This window comes from Actinocorallia populi (genome assembly GCF_002995495.1).
In the GTDB taxonomy this organism is placed as follows: Bacteria; Actinomycetota; Actinomycetes; order Streptosporangiales; family Streptosporangiaceae; genus Actinocorallia; species Actinocorallia populi.
Genome location: NZ_PVZV01000013.1, coordinates 107,256 through 125,461, shown reverse-complemented (window position 1 = coordinate 125,461; position 18,206 = coordinate 107,256). Strand labels below are relative to the sequence as shown.

Annotated in this window: 15 protein-coding genes; 5 read left to right on the top strand and 10 right to left on the bottom strand. The window is 73.8% G+C overall.

From position 1 onward, the window contains the following. Positions 1 to 73 precede the first annotated feature (73 nt). The 4 genes from C2865_RS37395 (at position 74) to C2865_RS37380 (ending at position 3,791) form a co-directional block, all read left to right on the top strand. Positions 74 to 1,666, top strand: coding sequence for an acyl-CoA carboxylase subunit beta (locus C2865_RS37395; protein ID WP_106403503.1), 1,593 nt, complete (start codon positions 74 to 76; stop codon positions 1,664 to 1,666). A 70-nt stretch (positions 1,667 to 1,736) separates the two neighbouring features. After that, complete coding sequence (locus C2865_RS37390; protein WP_106403502.1) at positions 1,737 to 1,946, top strand: acyl-CoA carboxylase subunit epsilon; 210 nt, start codon at positions 1,737 to 1,739, stop codon at positions 1,944 to 1,946. A gap of 74 nt (positions 1,947 to 2,020) precedes the next feature. Next, positions 2,021 to 3,046: an NYN domain-containing protein gene (locus C2865_RS37385; RefSeq protein ID WP_106403501.1), complete on the top strand. Its 1,026-nt coding sequence runs from the start codon at positions 2,021 to 2,023 to the stop codon at positions 3,044 to 3,046. A 67-nt stretch (positions 3,047 to 3,113) separates the two neighbouring features. Beyond that, a complete protein-coding gene (locus tag C2865_RS37380; RefSeq protein WP_106403500.1) occupies positions 3,114 to 3,791 on the top strand; it encodes a hypothetical protein in 678 nt (225 codons plus the stop codon). Here the strand turns inward: C2865_RS37380 and C2865_RS37375 are convergent. The 10 genes from C2865_RS37375 to C2865_RS37330 are packed head-to-tail and all read right to left on the bottom strand — an operon-like array spanning position 3,748 to position 12,973. Then, positions 3,748 to 6,558: a hypothetical protein gene (locus C2865_RS37375; protein WP_232836029.1), complete on the bottom strand. Its 2,811-nt coding sequence runs from the start codon at positions 6,556 to 6,558 to the stop codon at positions 3,748 to 3,750. The genes C2865_RS37380 and C2865_RS37375 overlap by 44 nt on opposite strands. Before the next feature lie 24 nt (positions 6,559 to 6,582). Then, positions 6,583 to 7,026 carry a TadE/TadG family type IV pilus assembly protein gene (locus tag C2865_RS37370; protein WP_232836028.1) on the bottom strand — a complete coding sequence of 148 codons (444 nt, stop codon included), beginning with the start codon at positions 7,024 to 7,026 and terminating at the stop codon, positions 6,583 to 6,585. Then, positions 7,023 to 7,481, bottom strand: a complete 459-nt coding sequence (locus C2865_RS37365) for a TadE/TadG family type IV pilus assembly protein (protein ID WP_106403498.1) — start codon at positions 7,479 to 7,481, stop codon at positions 7,023 to 7,025. The genes C2865_RS37370 and C2865_RS37365 overlap by 4 nt, the downstream gene beginning before the upstream one ends. Next, the gene (locus C2865_RS37360; RefSeq protein ID WP_106403497.1) at positions 7,478 to 7,909 is read right to left on the bottom strand and encodes a TadE/TadG family type IV pilus assembly protein; all 432 of its coding nucleotides are present in this window, start codon (positions 7,907 to 7,909) and stop codon (positions 7,478 to 7,480) included. The genes C2865_RS37365 and C2865_RS37360 overlap by 4 nt, the downstream gene beginning before the upstream one ends. A 4-nt stretch (positions 7,910 to 7,913) precedes the next feature. Further along, the gene (locus C2865_RS37355) at positions 7,914 to 8,111 is read right to left on the bottom strand and encodes a Flp family type IVb pilin (RefSeq protein ID WP_106403496.1); all 198 of its coding nucleotides are present in this window, start codon (positions 8,109 to 8,111) and stop codon (positions 7,914 to 7,916) included. A gap of 9 nt (positions 8,112 to 8,120) precedes the next feature. Next, positions 8,121 to 9,071 (bottom strand): type II secretion system F family protein, encoded by a 951-nt coding sequence (locus C2865_RS37350; protein WP_198653873.1) that lies wholly within the window; start codon positions 9,069 to 9,071, stop codon positions 8,121 to 8,123. Then, positions 9,068 to 9,994 (bottom strand): type II secretion system F family protein, encoded by a 927-nt coding sequence (locus C2865_RS37345; protein WP_232836027.1) that lies wholly within the window; start codon positions 9,992 to 9,994, stop codon positions 9,068 to 9,070. Before C2865_RS37345 ends, C2865_RS37350 begins: the two co-directional genes overlap by 4 nt. After that, positions 9,985 to 11,289 carry a TadA family conjugal transfer-associated ATPase gene (locus tag C2865_RS37340; protein WP_106403495.1) on the bottom strand — a complete coding sequence of 435 codons (1,305 nt, stop codon included), beginning with the start codon at positions 11,287 to 11,289 and terminating at the stop codon, positions 9,985 to 9,987. Before C2865_RS37340 ends, C2865_RS37345 begins: the two co-directional genes overlap by 10 nt. After that, on the bottom strand, positions 11,290 to 12,177 hold the full coding sequence (locus C2865_RS37335) for a CpaE/TadZ family protein (protein ID WP_232836026.1): 888 nt from the start codon (positions 12,175 to 12,177) through the stop codon (positions 11,290 to 11,292). A gap of 4 nt (positions 12,178 to 12,181) precedes the next feature. Then, positions 12,182 to 12,973: a hypothetical protein gene (locus C2865_RS37330; protein ID WP_106403494.1), complete on the bottom strand. Its 792-nt coding sequence runs from the start codon at positions 12,971 to 12,973 to the stop codon at positions 12,182 to 12,184. A 430-nt stretch (positions 12,974 to 13,403) separates the two neighbouring features. Between C2865_RS37330 and C2865_RS37325 the strand changes: the two genes are divergently transcribed. Next, positions 13,404 to 17,900 carry an FtsK/SpoIIIE domain-containing protein gene (locus C2865_RS37325; protein WP_106403493.1) on the top strand — a complete coding sequence of 1,499 codons (4,497 nt, stop codon included), beginning with the start codon at positions 13,404 to 13,406 and terminating at the stop codon, positions 17,898 to 17,900. Positions 17,901 to 18,206 lie beyond the last annotated feature (306 nt).

The following is an 18,206-nucleotide window of genomic DNA, read 5'->3' as shown; positions in this document are numbered from 1 at the left end:
ATAATTGGTCTATACCAGTCTCCCCGCCCCCCGGTGCGCAGGCTCGGGGAAGCACCCGGTTACTCTTGCGCGCATGGCGATGGAAGCGGTTGAACCCCCTGTCGAAAAGATCGACATTCACACCACGGCGGGAAAAATCGCCGACCTTGAGCGGCGCCGGTACGAAGCCGTGCACGCCGGCTCGGCGGCCGCCGTGGAAAAGCAGCATGCCAAGGGCAAGATGACCGCCCGCGAGCGGGTCGACGCGCTGCTCGACGAGGGCTCCTTCGTGGAGTTCGACGAGTTCGCGCGGCACCGCTCGACCATGTTCGGCCTGGAGAAGAAGCGCCCCTACAGCGACGGCGTCGTGATCGGCCACGGCACGGTCGACGGCCGCCAGGTGTGCGTGTTCTCCCAGGACGTCATGGCCTTCGGCGGCTCCCTGGGCGAGGTCTACGGCGAGAAGATCGTCAAGATGCTCGACATGGCGCTCAAGACCGGCTGCCCCATCATCGGCATCAACGAGGGCGGCGGCGCCCGCATCCAGGAGGGCGTGGTGGCCCTGGGCCTCTACGCCGAGATCTTCAAGCGGAACGTGCACGCCAGCGGCGTCATCCCGCAGATCTCCCTGATCATGGGCGCGAACGCGGGCGGCCACGTGTACTCCCCCGCGCTGACCGACTTCATCGTCATGGTCGACCAGACCTCCCACATGTTCATCACCGGCCCGGACGTCATCAAGACCGTCACCGGCGAGGAGGTGACGTTCGAGGAGCTGGGCGGCGCGCACACCCACAACAGCAAGTCCGGCGTGGCCCACTACATGGCCCCCGACGAGCAGGACGCGCTCGACTACGTCAAGGCGCTGCTGTCCTACCTGCCGTCCAACAACATGTCCGAGGCGCCGGAGTTCGAGCCGGCCGCCGAGCTCGACCTCGTCGACGAGCTGGACACCCTGATCCCGGACTCGGCCAACCAGCCCTACGACATGCACAAGGTCATCGAGGCGGTGCTGGACGAGGGCGACTTCCTGGAGGTCCAGCCGCTGTTCGCGCCGAACATCGTCGTCGGCTTCGGCCGGGTGGACGGGCGCAGCGTCGGCGTGGTGGCCAACCAGCCGATGCAGTTCGCCGGCTGCCTGGACATCGACGCCTCCGAGAAGGCCGCCCGGTTCATCCGGACCTGCGACGCCTTCAACGTGCCGGTCCTGACCTTCGTCGACGTGCCGGGCTTCCTGCCGGGCACCGACCAGGAGTGGGACGGCATCATCCGGCGCGGCGCCAAGCTGCTGTACGCCTACGCCGAGGCGACCGTCCCGCTGGTCACGGTCATCACCCGCAAGGCCTACGGCGGCGCCTACGACGTCATGGGCTCCAAGCACCTGGGCGCCGACGTCAACCTGGCCTGGCCGACCGCGCAGATCGCGGTCATGGGCGCGCAGGGCGCGGTCAACATCCTCTACCGGCGCGAGCTGGCCGCGGCCGAGGACCCGGACGCGCGCCGCGCGGAGCTGGTCACCGAGTACGAGGACACGCTGGCCAACCCCTACATCGCCGCCGAGCGCGGGTACGTCGACGCGGTCATCAAGCCGTCCGAGACCCGCGTCCAGGTGATCAAGTCGCTGCGCGCGCTCAAGGACAAGCGCAAGACCCTGCCGCCCAAGAAGCACGGCAACATCCCGCTGTAGCCCAGCGGCGCCGTGGTCGGTCGGCGCCGCAGTGACCCGCGCCGGCAGGCGCCCCGCCGGAGGTTGAAGCATGAGTGAGCGGCCGTTCCTTCAGGTCGTCAAGGGGGACGCCACCCCCGAGGAGATCGCCGCGCTGATCGCGGTGGTCTCCGCCCGTTCCGCGGGGGCGCCCGCCGCTCCGGCGCGCCGCCCGTCGGCCTGGACCGACCGCTCGCGCCTGGTGCGCCGCCCGCTCCGCCCCGGTCCCGGGGCGTGGCGGGCGAGCGCCCTGCCGGGCTGACGCTCCGGATTCGCGGAAACGCGGGGAGCAAGTACCCGACAGGGAAGCCTTGGTGGACATAGGGTGGTCTTCCCATGGCCACCTCGGAGTTCCTACCGCAACCGGCCCGCTACGCGATCTTCGTCGACGCGGGTTACCTTTACGCCGCCTCGGGAGCCCTGCTGCTGGAGGCCGGTTCCCGGCGCGAGTACCGGGTGTACGCGGAGAAGCTGATCAAGGCGCTGACCGCGCACGCCGACGAGCAGATCAACGGCGAGCTCCTGCGCCTGTACTGGTTCGACGCCGCGCCCCGCAAGCAGCCGACCGTCGAGCAGCGGGTCATCGCCAACCTGCCGCTGGTGAAGCTGCGCCTGGGCAACCTCAACGCCCAGGGCCAGCAGAAGGGCGTGGACGCCCAGCTGCGCGCCGACCTGGAGACCCTGGCCCAGCACCGGGCGATCACCGACGCGGTGCTGCTCGCCGGGGACGAGGACATGCTGCCCGCGGTCGAGGCCGCCCAGGGGTACGGGGTGCGGGTGCACCTGTGGGGCGTGGAGCCCACCCACGGCTCCAACCAGGCCGAGTGGCTGGTCTGGGAGTCCGACACGGTCGAGGTGCTGCTCGCCGACTTCCTGCGCCCCTATTTCGTCAAGGTCGGCGGGATGGCCGTGCCCGCCCCGCCCGCGCCCGCCGTGCTGAACGGGCCCAGGCCCCCGGTGCCCTCCCCCGCCCAGGTCTTCGCGGGCAAGGTCGCGCCGCAGGCGTCCGCGCGGCCGGGCACCGCCCCCGCGGCCGTCGCCGCGGCCGGGGCCCCCGGCGCCGCCGTGGCCAAGGCGCCCGCCCCCGAGAACAAGCTGGGCCCCGACCGCAACCAGATGCTGGAGATCGGCGAGCACGTCGCGCAGAAGTGGGTGTTCGAGCGGGGCCGCGACAACATCCGCGACCTCCTGCCGGGGCCGATCCTGCCCCCGGTCATCGACAAGGAGCTCCTCATCGACGCCGAGAAGGTGCTCGGCCGCTCGCTGCGCCCCTACCAGGAGGCGCGCACCTGGCTGCGCGACGGCTTCTGGGAGCGCATCTACCGGGAGTTCGGCATAGGCGTCGGCAAGTCCGACTCCTGACGTCCGACCTGGAGCTTTTCCCGTTCCCACCGGCACGGAGCGTGCCCGTGCCGCTACATTCTGCCGAATGGAGACTGCGGGTATCGGGCTGGCGGCCGCCGCCGCGTTGAGCGCCGTCGCCCTCACGGCCTGCGAGACGGTGCGGTTCCGCGCTGACGACGTCCCCGCGGCCGCGGCGGTGGGGCTCGGCGCGGCGGTCCCGTACCCGTGGCCGCCCGCGCCGCGCGAAGTCCCCCCGTCCGAAGGCGGCGGCGCCGCCTCCGGGCCCGAGCGGCTCGTCCTTCCCCTCGGCACCGGCCTGAGCGTGCTCGACCCGCGCGAGCTCATCCGGACCGCCCGGGTGCAGGCCCCTTCATCCGTCCAGAGCGTCGTCCCGGCGCCGGACGGGCGTACGTTCTGGGCGGTCGGCCCCCGGATGCTCCTGCCGGTGGACCCGCGCACCCTGCGCGCCGGTGCGCCGGTGCGCGTCCGCGCCGCCCTGCACCTGGTGTTCGCGCGGGACGGGAGCACCGCCCTGCTGCTGACCTCCCGCCGCCTGGAACTGCGCGACCCGGAGACGATGGCGCCGCGCTCCTCCTTCCCCCTGCCGTGCGCCCCCACCGCCCGCCCCGCCCTCACCGCCGACGGCGCCGTCCTCGTCACCGCGTGCGGGCGGACCCTGCTCGGGATCGACTGGGCCGCCCGCACCGCCGAGACGGACGTCAGGCGCCGCGAGCGTGGGCCCGGGGGACCAGCTCCTCGATGAGGGCCTCGGTTTCGGGCTGGAGGAGGTCGAGATCGGCACGGCCGCGGAGCTCGTCCAGGACGGTGTGGACGGCCGTGCGGTCGCCGGTGGCCTCGGTGGCGCGCAGGAGGTCGCGCCACAGCACCTCGTCGTCGGGCGCCAGGCGCAGTCCGGCGCGCGCCGCCTGGACGGCGCCCCGGACGTCGGCCTCGGCGGTCCGCAGCTCGTACAGGCGGTGGGCGGCGTCCACCACGCGGGCGACCGTCTCGTACTCCAGTTCGTCGGTGGCCAGCCAGGAGTAGCGGCCCTTCGGGCGGCCCGCCAGCAACGGGCCGCGGACGAGTTCGAGCGCGTGCGACAGGTACGCCGCCTCCGAGGCGGGTTCGGCCGCCGAACGCCACAGCAGGAAGCGGAAGTGCTGGAGGTCCACCCGCACCTCCGAGCCGAGCCGGAGCCTGCCCCGCTCGTCGGAGTACAGGTTCGGCCTGCCCCGCGAGTCGCGGCCCAGCCAGTCGGCGGCCATCGCGATGGTCGAGTCGCGGACGCCCGCGGTGACGCCGCGCGGCCAGACGGCGCCGCTCAGCACCGTGGGGTGCACCCCGCCGGGATGCGCCGCCAGGTAGACCAGGACCTCGGCGCAGATGTCGCGGCGTGCCTCGTCGATCGTGCCGGGCGCCTCCACCAGGACGCGGCCCAGCATCCTGATGCCGGCGGCGGGGCGCTCCGAGCCCGCAGGGGGCTCCGGCGGCACCGCCGGAAGCGGCACGCCCTCGGCGCGCCCCGCCGTGCGGAACAGGCCCGCGACCGCGTGGTACTCCGACTCCGAGACGCGCTGCGCCTTGACCTGGAAGCCCAGGACCCCGGCGTCCAGCTCGCCCTCCTCGTCGATCCGCCACTGCCAGGTGGCGTCCTCGACATGGCCGGCGACCAGGTAGCCGGCCGACAGCCGCTGGCCCGTCCTGGCCAGCGCCACCAGCCGCGCCGCGTCGGCCTTGGACGGCTGGTCGGCCGTCACCAGGTAGTGCGGCATCCACGCCTCGCCGAACACGCCGCGGCACCGTCCGGTGAGCACCGAGTCGGCGCCCGCCGCGTACAGCGCCTGGCGCACCTCGGCGGTGCGCGCCTCCAGCTCGGGCAGCGCCTCGGCCAGCGACGGCACGCAGCGGATGCGGTCGGGGGCGATCTGCTGCAGCTCGGTGCCGAAGCCGACCAAAGTCAGCCGCATGTGGTCCGACCAGCTGTTGGTGGCCAGCTCCACCGCCATCGCGGCGAGCGCCGCCTTGCGCTGCTCGGGCGGCCCGTCCACGGCGATGAGGCCGTGCGCGGCCTCCAGGTCGGCCAGCACCCGGCCGCTCTCGTTGGTGCCCAGCGAGATCAGGCCGGGGTAGGGGGCGAGCACGTCGGCGAGGTCCCGCTCCTGGAGCACGTCCAGCGCGGAGGTGTGCAGCCGCCACACCTGGCCGCCGTCGTGGGGCTCCCACGGGCTCGGCGGGTCCTCGTCGGCGGGGGCGATCCACAGGTCGAGGCTCCGCGCGCCCAGGTGCACCCCGTAGACGGTCGGCGGGGTGCGCCGCTGGGCGGCCAGCCCCTGCGACAACCGGCGCAGGCCCAGGTTCAGCGCCCGCGCGCCCTCGGCGTCCGCGCCGATCCGCAGCGCCTGCTCGGCCAGCGCGCTCGCGCCCTCCGGACGCGGGATCATGTGGCCGGGCCTGCGGCGCGTCAGCTGGGCGCGGCGGCGCATGCCCAGGCTGGTGAGCAGCCCGGCGGCCAGCAGCGACGTCCCGGCCAGCGCCTCGGGCCAGGGGAAGGTCTGCGCCTGCGGCTGGATCTCCAGGACGGGCGTCGGCGCGGGCGACTGCTGGGGCCGCTGGTCGGCGTGCACCTGGCCGGGCCGGTCCGGGCGGGGCGCCTGCGTGCCGGGCCGGGGGTCGGGCTTCGCGGCGGGCGGGGCCGCCTTCGCCGCGTCGCGCTCGGGCGCGGGCCGGGGCTTCGGCTTGGCCGCCGGCGGGTCGGGATTGCCGTCGCGGAAGTAGTCCTGGAGCTTGGACTTGGGGATGATCTCGGTGTTGCGGGCGTCGGAGGGCATCTCCATCACCCAGCCGGGCCGGATCAGGCTCGCCTGCTGCAGCCGCGAGCCGTCCGGCTGCACATGGCTCTTGTTGAGCTCGAAGATCTCCTTGTAGCGCCGCCCGTCGCCCAGGCACTTCTCGGCGATCTCCCAGAGGCTTTCGTGGTGGCGGCCGTGCGGCGGCTGCACGGTGTAGATCTTGGCGGTGGTGCCGTCCCGCTCCTGCGCGGGCGAACCGGGCCGCTGCTGCTCCGGATGGCCCTGCGCGTGCTGCCCGCGCATCTCCTCGTGGGCGGCCGCCTGCGTCACCCGGTACGGCTGCTGCTGGGCCGGGGACTGCGCGGCGAACGCGGGCATGATGGCCGTCGTCGCGGTGAACAGCAGCAGCACCGCCACCACGAGCTTGTGCACGATCGCCTGGGTCGCCCCGGCCAGCGGCACCCGCGCCGGGACCCCGATGCCGCGCACCCCGGCGTGCAGTTCGACCAGCAGGCAGACGACCAGCTGCAGCCAGGCCAGCCAGACGCCGAGCGTGACGACGTACAGGATCGTCTCGGTGTCGAGCGGCTCGGTGAACACCGAGCCGTCGGGCACGCGCTCGGGGAGCGGCGAGCCGGTGAACCGCAGCAGCGCCGTCGGCACCCCGGCCACGAGCGCGATCAGTGCCAGCAGGGACAGGAGCCCGGCCACGACGTCGCCGGTGCTCCGATGCTCCCTCACCGCCACGGGCTGCCTACGATTCACTCAGTCCGCCCCGTCTTCCGGATGTGCCGAGGCCTCGATCTCGATGGTAAACGCGTTCACTCCGATCAGGCCAAGGAAAATGGTGTCCACCTGCTTGGCGACCTGGACGGTGACCTCGTCCGCGCCGGTCAGCGCGCAGCCGCCGTCGTAGCCGTTCGCGTCGAACGTGGCGACGAACTCCAGAGCCCGGCCGCAGGCACCGTCCTCCAGGACCGGTTCTCCGGTGTCGCGCAGCACCTCGACATCGATCTCGTCGGCGCCCGCGCGGGCGGCCTGCTCGGCGATGTCCAGGGCGCGCTGGCGGGCGTGGATCGCCAGGCCGCCGTCGAACAGCAGGCCGGCGAAGAGCAGCACCATCGGGATGAACAGCACGGTGAACATGCTGAACGTGCCGCGGTCCCCGCGCCGTGCCGCACGTTCCGGCTCCACGGCCCTCACGTTCATTCGGGTACCTCGCAGGGTGCTCCGCCGCAGTCCATGCGCCGGTAGGTGTCGATCGGGGCGGAGGCCGTCCCGGTCTTCTCCGGGTTGCCCGCGAACGGCACCAGGTCCAGGCCGGTCAGGTCGGTCTGGCAGGTGACGGTCACGGTCACCTGGCCGCCGGGCTCCCAGCCGCCGAGGTCGACCTCCGTCTGCGCGGCGTCGCCCAGGCAGAAGCTGGCGCCGCCCAGCGACTGGTCGACGGCCTCGACGGCGAACGCCTGGGCGTCGCCCTCGCTGCGGGCGACCGAGGCGGCCCTGGCGCCGTCGCGCGCGGCTCCGTCGAGCTGGCTCTGCACGTTCACCAGCCGTCCGACCAGCGCGAGGAAGAGGAACAGCAGCACCAGCACGGGCGCAAGGAGCACCAGCTCCAGCGTCATGCCGCCGCGGTCGCCGCGGCGGCGCGTCCGGCGTCTCATCCGGCGTCCTCCTCGCAGACCTTGGCCTCGCCGACGTCCGGGCGGAAGCACTCCACCGGGCCGACGGCGCGCTTGGTGACCGTGAACGTCATCCACGGGATGACGGCCTTGGCGGTCCCGGTCACCTCGAAACCGCGGTCGTAGACGCCGTCCCCGTACGGCGTGACGCCCGTCAGCAGCAGCGCTCCGGGGCCGAGCTGCGCCACCGTGTTGCGGGCCGCCGCGTCGCCGACGCCCTCCCAGCCCCCTCCCGGACCCGCCTCGCGGGCCGCGCGGGAACCCGACTGCGCCGCGGCCAGCGCGATGTGGTTGGCGTGGTACACCATCATGAACTGGATGCACAGCAGGATGACGAGCAGGATGATCGGCGTGAGCAGCGCCCACTCCATCGCCGTGGCGCCCCGGTCCTTCCTGGCGGGGACTGCCATCGGGTTACTGGGTCTGGATGTTGTTGGCGGCACCTTCGATGGCGTTGCGGATGGTGACCGCGATGGCCAGCGTGATCGCCGCGATCAGGCCGGTGATGATGGCCCATTCGATGGCGGACGCGCCGGTGCTGCGGTCCTCCTCCGCACGGAGCCGGTCCATCCGGACCGCGAGCAGCGTTCGCAGGTAGTCGAGCTGATGCATGGAGACCTCCTAGAAACTGATGACCTGCACGGCCGACGGGTAGATCAGGAAGACGAGGAAGCCCAGGCAGAAGGAGAGCTGGGCGATGAGCATGGTCTGCGAGTTCTGTCCGGCCCTGCCTTCGATGGCGGAGATCTCCCGGCTGCGCATCGAGCCCGCCCGCGCCGAGAGCGACTGGCGCACCTTGGCCCCGTCGTCGGCGACCAGCGCGAGCGCGGCGGCCAGGTCGGCCAGCTCCGCGACGTTGATCTCCTCCCCCAGCACACCCAGTGCCTGCCAGGGCGTCATGCCGGCGATGCGCGCGTTGGCCAGCGTCTCGCGGATGCGCAGCATCGGCCAGCCGGAGCCGACCTGCGAGGCCGTCATCAGCGCCTCGGGCACCCCGCGGCCCCCGGCCAGGTTCATCGCCACCAGGTCGAGGAACGCGCCGACCACGTGCCGGAAGTCCTCGCGCGCCTCGGCCGCGGCCTGCCTGAGCTGGAGGTCGGGGAAGAAGAACGCCGCCCCGGCGAAGGCCAGGCCCGCCCACAGCGGGATGCTCAGCGAGATCCCGCCCGCGAACATCACCAGCACCATGAACACCGGGGTGAACGCCAGCGCCACGATCGGCGTGAGCACCTTGCTCGCCAGGTACGTCTCGTAGTCGCGGCCCAGGATCGCCAGGTCGGCGCGGGTGCTGCGCAGCTCCCAGCCGCGCTCCTCGCAGAACCGGGCCAGGGAGCGGCCCAGCTCCGTCTGGATCCGGTCCGTGCGCTTCTCCGTGCCGTCCGCGTCATCAGGTTTCGGAGACTTGATGGGGATCTGGGGACGCAGGGGCGCCTTGCCGGGCTGCGCGCGCCTGGCGACCTCGTCGTACTCCGACAGGCGCGCCCGCAGCCCGCGGCGGGCCGGGAAGAGCGCCCGCAGCAGCGTGAACAGGCCGAGCCCGACGACGGCCCCGGCCAGCATCGCCCCGGTCACCGGCCCACCCCCGCGTCCATCGCGGCCCTGCCGCGCAGCGGCCGCTCCGCCTCGGCGACGGCCGTATCGGTGTCGCCCAGCAGCCGCTGCGGCAGCTGGAACTTGGCCAGGCGGCGCAACCAGAAGAACCCGAGCGCGTACAGGCCGACCACCGCGGTCAGCACGACCTGGCCCATGAACGTGCCGTAGGGCTCCACGTAACCGGGGTTGAGGACGGTCAGCACCAGAGCGAACCCGACCGAGAACGTCACGACGATCTGGACGCTGCGCCGGGTGGACGCGCGGTAGGCCGACACCCTGCGGCGCATCTCCAGCTCGGTGCGGGCCGAGGTGGCCAGCGCGCCGAGCATCTCGCGCAGGCCGGGCCCGCGCAGCCGCGCGTTGAGGATCAGCGCCGCGACGATGAGGTCCGCCGAGGAGTCGTCGAGGTCGTCGGCGAACCGGCGCAGCGCCTCGGGCAGCGGGACCCGGGTGTGCATCCGGTCGACCAGCGCGCGCAGCGGCGGCTGCAGCGCCGGGGCCGCGGCCCGCACCGAGGCGGGGATGGCCTGCTCCAGGCCGACCGCGCCGGCGATGGTGTCGCGCAGCGACTCCGCCCAGGACGCCAGGCCCTCCAGCCGGGCCATGGCGCGGCGCTCCTCGGCCGCGCCGCCCGCCACGCTCTCCCAGCCCAGCACCAGCAGCGCGATGCCGCCCGCGACGACCACCCAGCGGGTGACCACGAGCGCCGTCACCCCGGCGATGATCGCGACGCCCGTCCGGGTGGTGACCGCCCTGATGAGCTCCTCGCGGGAGCGCGGGGTGCGCCGCCCCGGCCGCGCGGGCAGGCCCCGCACCGCCATCACCAGCAGGACCAGCCCGGCCGCGGCGATGCCGCCGGCGAACAGCGCGAGGACGACGTCCAGGTCGAGGATCACTGCCACCTCACCGTCCCCGCCTGGTCGTAGCCGAACTCGGCGAGCTCGTCGGCGCAGGCGATGGGCGCGTGGACCCTGGCCAGGCCGCCGGAGTCGGGCGCGAAGATCTCCGACGACAGGACCCGCCCGTCGCAGCCGGTCACCTCGCGGACGCTGGAGACGAACCGGCGCAGCCGGCCGCCCCGGTGGTAGTCGTTGCGCTTGTCGATGAAGACGACGAAGTCGATGGCGCCCGCGATGAGCATGTGGGTGGCCTCGATCGGCAGCCGCTCCTCCGACTGGATCGCGTAGGTGGCGATGCGGTTGAAGACCTCCATCGAGGAGTTGGCGTGGATCGTCGACAGGGAGCCGTCGTTGCCCTGGGTCATCGCGTTGAGCATGGTGACGATCTCGTCGCCCAGCACCTCGCCGACGATGACGCGGGAGGGGTTCATGCGCAGCGAGCGGCGCACCAGCTCGGCCATCGAGATCGCGCCCTGGCCCTCGGAGTTGGGCAGCCGCTGCTCGAAGGCGACCACGTTGGGGTGCAGCTCGGGGAACTGCTCCAGGCCCAGCTCCAGCGCGCGCTCGACGGTGATGAGCCGCTCGTGCGGCTGGATCTCGTTGGCGACCGCGCGCAGCAGCGTCGTCTTGCCGGCGTTGGTGGCCCCGGAGATCATGATGTTCTTGCGGGCGGCGACCGCGGCGCGGAAGAACGCCGCCAGCTCCGTGGAGACCGTGCCGTTGCCGACCAGGTCGTCCAGGAACACCTTGCCCAGGCGGGCGCGCCGGATCGACAGCGCGGGCCGCTGCGTGACGTCCATGACGGCCGAGAGCCGGGAGCCGTCCGGCAGCCGCAGGTCCAGCTGCGGGTTGGCGGTGTCGAACGGGCGCGACGACAGGCCCGAGTAGGCGGCCAGGATCTGGATGAGCTCGACCAGCTCCTCGTCGGAGTCGGCGACCGGCTCGGCCATCACCTCGCGGCCGTCGGAGTAGGACAGGAACACCCGGTCGCAGCCGTTGATGTCGATGTTCTCGATCTCATGGTCCTCCAGGAGCGGCTGGAGGCGGCCGACGCCGAACAGCGCGGCGTGGATGCCCGCGGCGTACTCCTCCTCCTCCTCGGCGGTCGGCGGGCGGCGCCCGTAGCCGATCTCCGAGCGGGCGTGCTCCTCCAGCACCTGGGCGATGAGCGCGCGGGCGAACTGCCGCTCGTCCTCGGTGGACATGGGCGGCAGGCCCGAGGCGGCGTCGAGCCGGCGCTGGTGGGCCAGCCGGTCGCCGACCTCCTGGCGCAGCCGCTTGACCAGGACGTGGTCCATCTAGATCCCCCTCCGGTCGCCCAGGATCTGGTGCGATCCCGACTGCCGGGGACCGGGCTGCGTGAAGCCCTGCGGGCCGGTGGAGTACCGCGGGTCGGCCACCACCGCGGGGTTGGCGGCGGACGGCGCCGGGCGTTCCAGCACGGGGCGCTGCATGAGGTTGCCGGCCAGCTCGCGCGCCGAGCGGATGAGCAGCGACTTGTCGAGCCTGCCGCCCCACTCGCCGCGCAGCATCTGCGCGCCCTTGGGGTCGTAGGCCAGCCCGCCGAGCACCGCGGCGGGCAGTTTCGACTGCGCCAGCACCCGCTCGACCTCGGTCAGCGAGCCGCGGTAGCCGCGCGGGTCGGCGACCACCACCACGCCGATCTGGGCGCGCTGCTGCGGCAGGTCCGCCGACAGCTGGGAGACGCGTTCGCGCAGGTGCGCGACGTGCTCGAGGGTGGCGTGCGTGACCAGGACGACCAGGTCGGCCTCGCGCAGCAGGTCCAGCGGCGACGAGCCGGGGCCGAGCCTGCCGCAGTCGGCCAGCACGTCCACGCCCGGCAGGATCGCGAACGAGCGGCCCAGCGGACTCCACAGCCAGTCCAGGCCCTTGGACTGCTCGGCGTTGGTCAGCCCGACCAGCACGTCCAGACCGCCGACCAGCCGCTGGGTGTGCGGGGCGATCTGCTCGGGGCGCAGGCCGCGGCGGGCCTCGGTGGCCAGCGAGAGCATGCCCCTGGCCGGGTCGAGCATGCCGTGCTCGCCGGGCAGGCGGTAGACGAGGTCGCCGCCCGCCGGGTCGCACTCGGCGACCATGACGGGGCGCGGCCAGACGGCGCCGAGGGCCACCGCGGCGGTGGTCACCCCGGGCGCGCCCTTGTCGGCGGCCAGCGCGATGAGTGCCACCGGCTCACCCGCCCGGCTTGGTCGTGGGCTTGGTCTGGGGCTTGGCGGGGGCCGGGGTCTGCGGCACCGCGGTGCCCGGCGGGACGATCGCGACCGCGACGTCACCGGCCGAGGCGGCCTGGGTGACGGCGGGCGCCTGCTCGGGCAGCACCTCGACCGAGACCCTGACCTCGGTGGACGACTTCATGCGGGCCGACAGCTCCGAGTCGTCCGACGACGAACCCGGCACCTCGCGCACCACGGCGTCGGCCGCCAGGAGCGTGCCGGGCTTGACGCCCGACTCGCGCCCGCCGACCGCGTAGAGGGCGAGCGTCTGGCCCATCTCCAGGCCCTGGCTGGGCACCTGGCCCGCCTTCAGCGACAGGCCGACGATGACCCGGCCCTTGGTGGTGTCCGGCACCTGGCTCGTCATCTCGCTGACGAGCAGCGCCCCGGGGGTCAGCGGCACCTTGGCGTAGGTCTGGGTCACCTTGTCGAGCTCGCTCCAGCGCACGTACTCGATGCCGGTGTCACCGATGGACACCTCCTTGAGGGCGGTCGCCGGGATCCGCTCGCCGGCGGCGACCGGCGCGTTGACGGCGATCGCCGAGACGCGGTCGCCGCTCTGGATGACGAGGTAGGCGCTGACCAGCGCTCCGCCGAGGATGAGCAGCACCGCCAGGGCCGCCAGCGCGGGCTTGCGCTCCCGGGGCGGCACCGGCAGCCGCTGCCCGGCGGAGGCGGCGAGGCCCGTGCCGAGCCCGCGGGGGCCGGTGTTGTTGGTGCCGGTCGGCTGACTTGGCTGACTGGTCCTCATCGCTCTGGCCACTCCGGGGGGTATCCGAGCACTCTGCAAAACGGCCGGAGCGACCATGCTTGCGGTCTTGACAACCTCACGTCAATGGATTCCAGTACCTGACGCACTCTCGTAACCGAGTGTAGGAAATTGACCGGTTTTCTACGCTTCCGGAGATGGTACCCCGGGCATTCGCGCGAAGTGCGTGATCAAGAGGCATGGGGACCGGGGCTACCCTTTTCCCGGAAGATCAAACACCGTTCCCGGAGCGGAAAGCCACCGCCGATCCGCTGGATCTGACTGGTGCATGACCGCAGATTCGTCATGAGTGCTGAAGACGGCCATCCGGAAGCCGCTTCATCCACAGCCCGGCGTTCGACGCCCCCCGCTCGCACGGCTCCTGTGGGACTCTTGATCCGGCCTTCCGTCCCCCGGCGAAGCGGAGTGGTGCGTGCGGATCTCGTTGACGGCGCTGGACGGCGCCGGCCCTCGTGACGTCCTGGTCAGCGGCGACGCGGACGCCTCCGTGGCGGCCGTCGCGCGGACGCTGGCGGGACTGCTCGCCCGGCCGGGGCAGCGGGCCCCGGAGGCGGGCCAGAAGGTCGTCTCCCTGCAGCAGGCGATCTACGCGGACGGGCGCATGCTCGACCCCACGGCCCCTGCCGCGCGGGAGCTGCGCGACGGCGCGATCGTCACGCTCGACCCCGCCACCGTCCCGGCCACGCTGACGTCCGAGCCCGACGGGCTGGTGGAGGTGCGCGTCGTCGGCGGGCCCGACGCGGGCCGCGTGCACCGGCTGGGACCGGGCGCCGCCGGCCTCCCGCAGGGGGTGACGGTGACGGTGGGGCGCGCGGGCACGACGGTGCGGGCGGCCCCCGGCGCGACCCTCGACGGCGAGGAGCTGGACGGGGAGCGGGAATGGCCCGAGGGGGCGCTGCTCGCCTGCGGGAACACCGTTCTCACCCTCATGCCCACCACTTCTCCGGACACCCATCTGGAGCCGCTTCCGCAGGGAATGGCGTTCAACCGGCCGCCCCGGATAGCGCCGCGGAACTCGTCGAAACGCATGAAAGTCCCCCACCTTCCGGAAAAGCAGGGAAAGGAAAGGCTGCGGCTTTTCGGAGCGCTGCTCTTCTCGGTGTTCGGGCTGGTCATGGCCTGGGTGCTGGGCCAGTGGTACTGGGCCCTCTTCGCGCTGGCCTGGCCGCTGATGATGGTCGCCGAATGGGTCGGCGACCGCATGTACGGAAGGAAGTCCTACAAAAAGGCCTACCAGGAATACCAACTCAAGTCCGCCTACTTCTCCAGGGACCTGGAGGAACTGCGGCGGGCCGACGAGCGGGACCGGCGGGCCGCCCACCCCGACCCCGCCGAGGTCCTCCTCACCGCCACCGGGCCGCGGCGGCGGTTGTGGGAGCGCCGCCCGGCCGACCCCGACACCCTGCACCTGCGCCTCGGGCTCGCCGACCTGCCCGCCGCCGTCGAGCTGGAGGGCTCCGAGGAGGACGTCCGCGAGGCGCTCGCCCGCGGCGAGCAGCAGATGCCCCCCGTCGCGCGCCACGTCCCGGTGCCGCTGCCGCTGCCCGAGTACGGCGTGCTCGGGCTCACCGGGCCGCGCGACCGCTCCCGCGAGACCGCGCGCTGGCTGGTCGGGCAGGCCGCGGCCCTGCACAGCCCGCGCGACCTCGCGATCGTGGTGCTGGCCGCGGACGCGTCGGCCGAGGAGCACTGGAACTGGGTGCGCTGGCTGCCGCACTGCGCGCCGCGCGAGGGCGAGGAGTGCGTGGCGCTGGTCGGCGCGGACCCCGCGGGCGTCGCGGGGCGGATCACCGAGCTCGCCATCAAGATCACCGAACGGCGGCGGGGGCGGCAGCAGAGCGTCTTCGACGCCGCGTCCCGCCCGAAGGCCGAGGTCCCCTACAACATCCTGCTCGTCCTGGACGGCGCGCGCACCCTGCGGCGCGCGCCCGGCATGCCGCAGGTGCTCAAGCACGGGCCCGAGTACGGCGTCCACGTCCTCTGCCTGGACGACGAGGAGCGGCTGCTGCCCGAGGAGTGCACCGTCGTCGCCTCCTGGGCCGGCGCCGACCACCTGCGGCTGCGCGGCCACGGCCTGGAGTCGCTCGGCCCCGTGCTGGCCGACCGGGTGAGCGTGCAGTGGGCGACGCGGCTCGCCCGGGCGCTGGCGCCGGTCAAGGACGTCTCCCGCGAGGACACCGCCGAGGCGCTGCCCGCCTCCGCCCGGCTGCTGGACCTCCTCGGCCTGCCCGACCCCACCGCCGCGCACATCCTGGACGGCTGGCGGCGCGGCGGCCGCGGCACCCGGGCCCCCGTCGGCGTGGGCTCCGGCGGCCCGTTCGAGATCGACCTCAGCGCCGACGGGCCGCACGGGCTCGTCGCCGGCACCACCGGCGCGGGCAAGTCCGAACTGCTGCAGACGCTCATCGCCTCGCTGGCGGTGCGCAACCGGCCGGACGAGATGACGTTCGTGCTCATCGACTACAAGGGCGGCGCCGCCTTCAAGGACTGCGCCGCGCTCCCCCACACCGTCGGGATGGTCACCGACCTCGACGGGCACCTCACCGAGCGGGCGCTGGAGTCGCTCGCCGCCGAGCTGCGCCGCCGCGAGCACCTGCTGCTGCGCGCCGGCGCCAAGGACATCGAGGACTACCAGGCGGCGCGAACCGCCCAGGCGCCCCGTGCCGCCCCACCCGGGCCGGAGCCGTCCGGGCGTGCGGCCCCGGGGGGCGGAGCCCTGCGGACCGGACCTGGGAACGGGGCCGGGCAGGCCGGGCCGGGAGGAGGGGTCGTGCAGGACCCGCCGGAGGGCGGGTTGCCGGCGTTGCCGCGGCTGGTGCTGGTGATCGACGAGTTCGCGGCGATGGCGGCCGAGCTGCCGGGGTTCGTCGACGGGCTGGTGGACATCGGGCGCAGGGGCCGCTCGCTGGGCGTGCACCTCATCCTGGCCACCCAGCGGCCCGCCGGGGTGGTGACCGCCGAGATCCGCGCCAACACCAACCTGCGGATCGCGTTGCGGGTCACCGACCCCGAGGACTCCTCCGACGTGCTGGACGTCCCCGACGCCGCCCGCATCGCCAAGGCGACGCCGGGCCGCTGCTACGTGAAGTCGGGCGCGGGCTCCCCCTCGGCGGTGCAGTCGGCGCGGATCGGCGGGCGGCGCGGCGGCTCCGGCCGGCCCACCGAGGCGCGGGCGCTGGGCTGGGCGCAGCTCGGCCACCCGCTACCCGTCCCCGCCGACGAGCAGGACGAGCAGGTCACCGACCTCGCGGTGCTGGTGCGGGCGGTCGCCGAGGCCGCGCGCAGGGCCGGCGTCCCGCCCCAGCCGAGCCCGTGGCTGACGCCGCTGCCCGACGCGGTCGTGTTGTCCCCCCGGCCCGCCGCCGGGGGCTCGGTGGTGCGGGTGCCGCCAGTGGAGTTCGGCGTCACCGACCTGCCCGCCGCGCAGAGCCGCGCGCCGCTCGCCCTGGACCTGGAGCAGGACGGCCACCTCTACCTCGCCGGGTCCGCCCAGTCGGGCCGCACCACGGCGCTGCGCTCGCTCGCGGGCGCGCTGGCCGCCTCCTGCACCCCCTACGACGTGCACCTGTACGCGATCGACTGCGGCGGCGGCGGCCTCGCCCCGCTGACCGCGCTGCCGCACTGCGGGGCCGTCGTCCCGCGCGACTCCTACGACCGGGTCGAGCGGCTGCTGAACGCGCTGAACGCCGAGGTCGGGCGCCGCCGGCAGCTGCTCGCCGAGGCCGGGTTCGCCTCGCTGCCCGAGCAGCGCGCCACCGTCTCGGCGGGTGAGCGGCTGCCCTGGATGGTGCTCCTCCTGGACCGCTGGGAGGGTTTCACCGCCTCCTTCGAGCACTACGACTACGGGCGCCTGGTCACCGCGCTGCTGCGGCTGCTCCAGGAGGGCGGCGCGGTCGGGCTGCGCGCGGTCTTCACCGGCGACCGGACGGGCCTGATGGGCCAGGCCGCGATGGCCTTCGACCGGCGGCTGATCATGCGCATGGCCGACCCCTCCGACTACGGCTACGCGGGCCTGCCCGACGCGCAGATCCCGGGGCACCTGCCGCCGGGGCGCGCGCTGCGCGTCACCCCGAACGCACCGACCCTGGAGTCCCAGATCGGGCTCCTCGGCCAGGACCCGTCGGGCACCGCCCAGGTCGCCGCCCTCCAGGCGATCGCCGCCGCGGCCGCGGCCCGCTACGGCCGGGTGCTGCCGGGCCCGCTGCGGGTGGACGAGCTGCCCGCCCGCATCACCGCCGGGGAGGTCCTCGCCCTCCGGCCGGACTTCCGCCCGCCGTCGCCGCTGTGGTGCCTGGTCGGCGCGGGCGGCGACACCCTCTCCCCGATGGGCGTCGACCTGCTGGAGGAGGGCCCGTCCTTCATCGTGGCGGGCCCGCCGCGCTCCGGCCGCTCCACGACCCTGATGACGATGGCCCGCACCCTCCTGGAGCGGGACGTGCCGCTGCTGGTCGTCACGCCCCGCCGCTCCCCCCTGCGGGAGCTGCGCGGCGTCCCCGGCGTACTGGCGGTGCTGGACTCCACGGCGGAGGAGGCCGAGGTCGAGGCGCTCACCGCCCCCGAGCACCGCTTCGCCGTCCTCGTGGACGACGCCGAGCTCATCGACGAGACCGAACTCGGCGACGCCGTCCAGTCCCTGCTGCGCAGCGCCCGCGACGGCGAGCACGCCGTCGTCCTCGCCGGCACCACCGAGGACCTCAGCCGCGGCTACCGCGGCTTCATCGCCGACGCCCGCAAGACCCGTACCGGCCTCCTCCTGGGCATCCAGTCCCCCGACGACGGCGAGCTCTTCGGCCTCCGCCTCCCCCGCAACGCCACCTACACCGGCCCCGTCGGCCGCGGCCTCCTCATCCTCGCCGGCACCTCCACCCCCGTCCAGGCCGCCCTCCCCCCGCCCCCCGCCGAAGACTGACCACCCCGAAGGCCCGGCCCCGGGGAGACCGGATCCGGGAGCCGAGCCGGAGGACCGAGTCCGGAAGAGCAAGCCCGGAGGACTGCGTCCAGCGAACCGGCCCTGGAGGCCGAGCCCGGAGGATCGGACCCCGGGAACCGGACCCCGAAAGCCGAACTTGAAGGACCGGGCCTTGAGGACCGGGCTCACAGGGCCGAGCGGGGTCGGGGAAACGGGCGCTTGCGTCCTGTGCTTGCGTCGTGGCTCGTGGATCCGCCGCGCCGGGCGGTCCGTGACCGTGGGTGTCGCAAAAACCACGCATGGCGA

Bases quoted from the DNA above. Each gene is read 5' to 3' on its own strand.
- C2865_RS37395 (WP_106403503.1), top strand. From the start codon at position 74: ATGGCGATGGAAGCGGTTGAACCCCCTGTCGAAAAGATCGACATTCAC.
- C2865_RS37365 (WP_106403498.1), bottom strand. From the start codon at position 7,481: ATGAGACGCCGGACGCGCCGCCGCGGCGACCGCGGCGGCATGACGCTG.
- C2865_RS37355 (WP_106403496.1), bottom strand. From the start codon at position 8,111: ATGCATCAGCTCGACTACCTGCGAACGCTGCTCGCGGTCCGGATGGAC.
- C2865_RS37380 (WP_106403500.1), top strand. From the start codon at position 3,114: ATGGAGACTGCGGGTATCGGGCTGGCGGCCGCCGCCGCGTTGAGCGCC.
- C2865_RS37370 (WP_232836028.1), bottom strand. From the start codon at position 7,026: ATGAACGTGAGGGCCGTGGAGCCGGAACGTGCGGCACGGCGCGGGGAC.
- C2865_RS37360 (WP_106403497.1), bottom strand. From the start codon at position 7,909: ATGGCAGTCCCCGCCAGGAAGGACCGGGGCGCCACGGCGATGGAGTGG.
- C2865_RS37330 (WP_106403494.1), bottom strand. From the start codon at position 12,973: ATGAGGACCAGTCAGCCAAGTCAGCCGACCGGCACCAACAACACCGGC.
- C2865_RS37390 (WP_106403502.1), top strand. From the start codon at position 1,737: ATGAGTGAGCGGCCGTTCCTTCAGGTCGTCAAGGGGGACGCCACCCCC.
- C2865_RS37385 (WP_106403501.1), top strand. From the start codon at position 2,021: ATGGCCACCTCGGAGTTCCTACCGCAACCGGCCCGCTACGCGATCTTC.
- C2865_RS37340 (WP_106403495.1), bottom strand. From the start codon at position 11,289: ATGGACCACGTCCTGGTCAAGCGGCTGCGCCAGGAGGTCGGCGACCGG.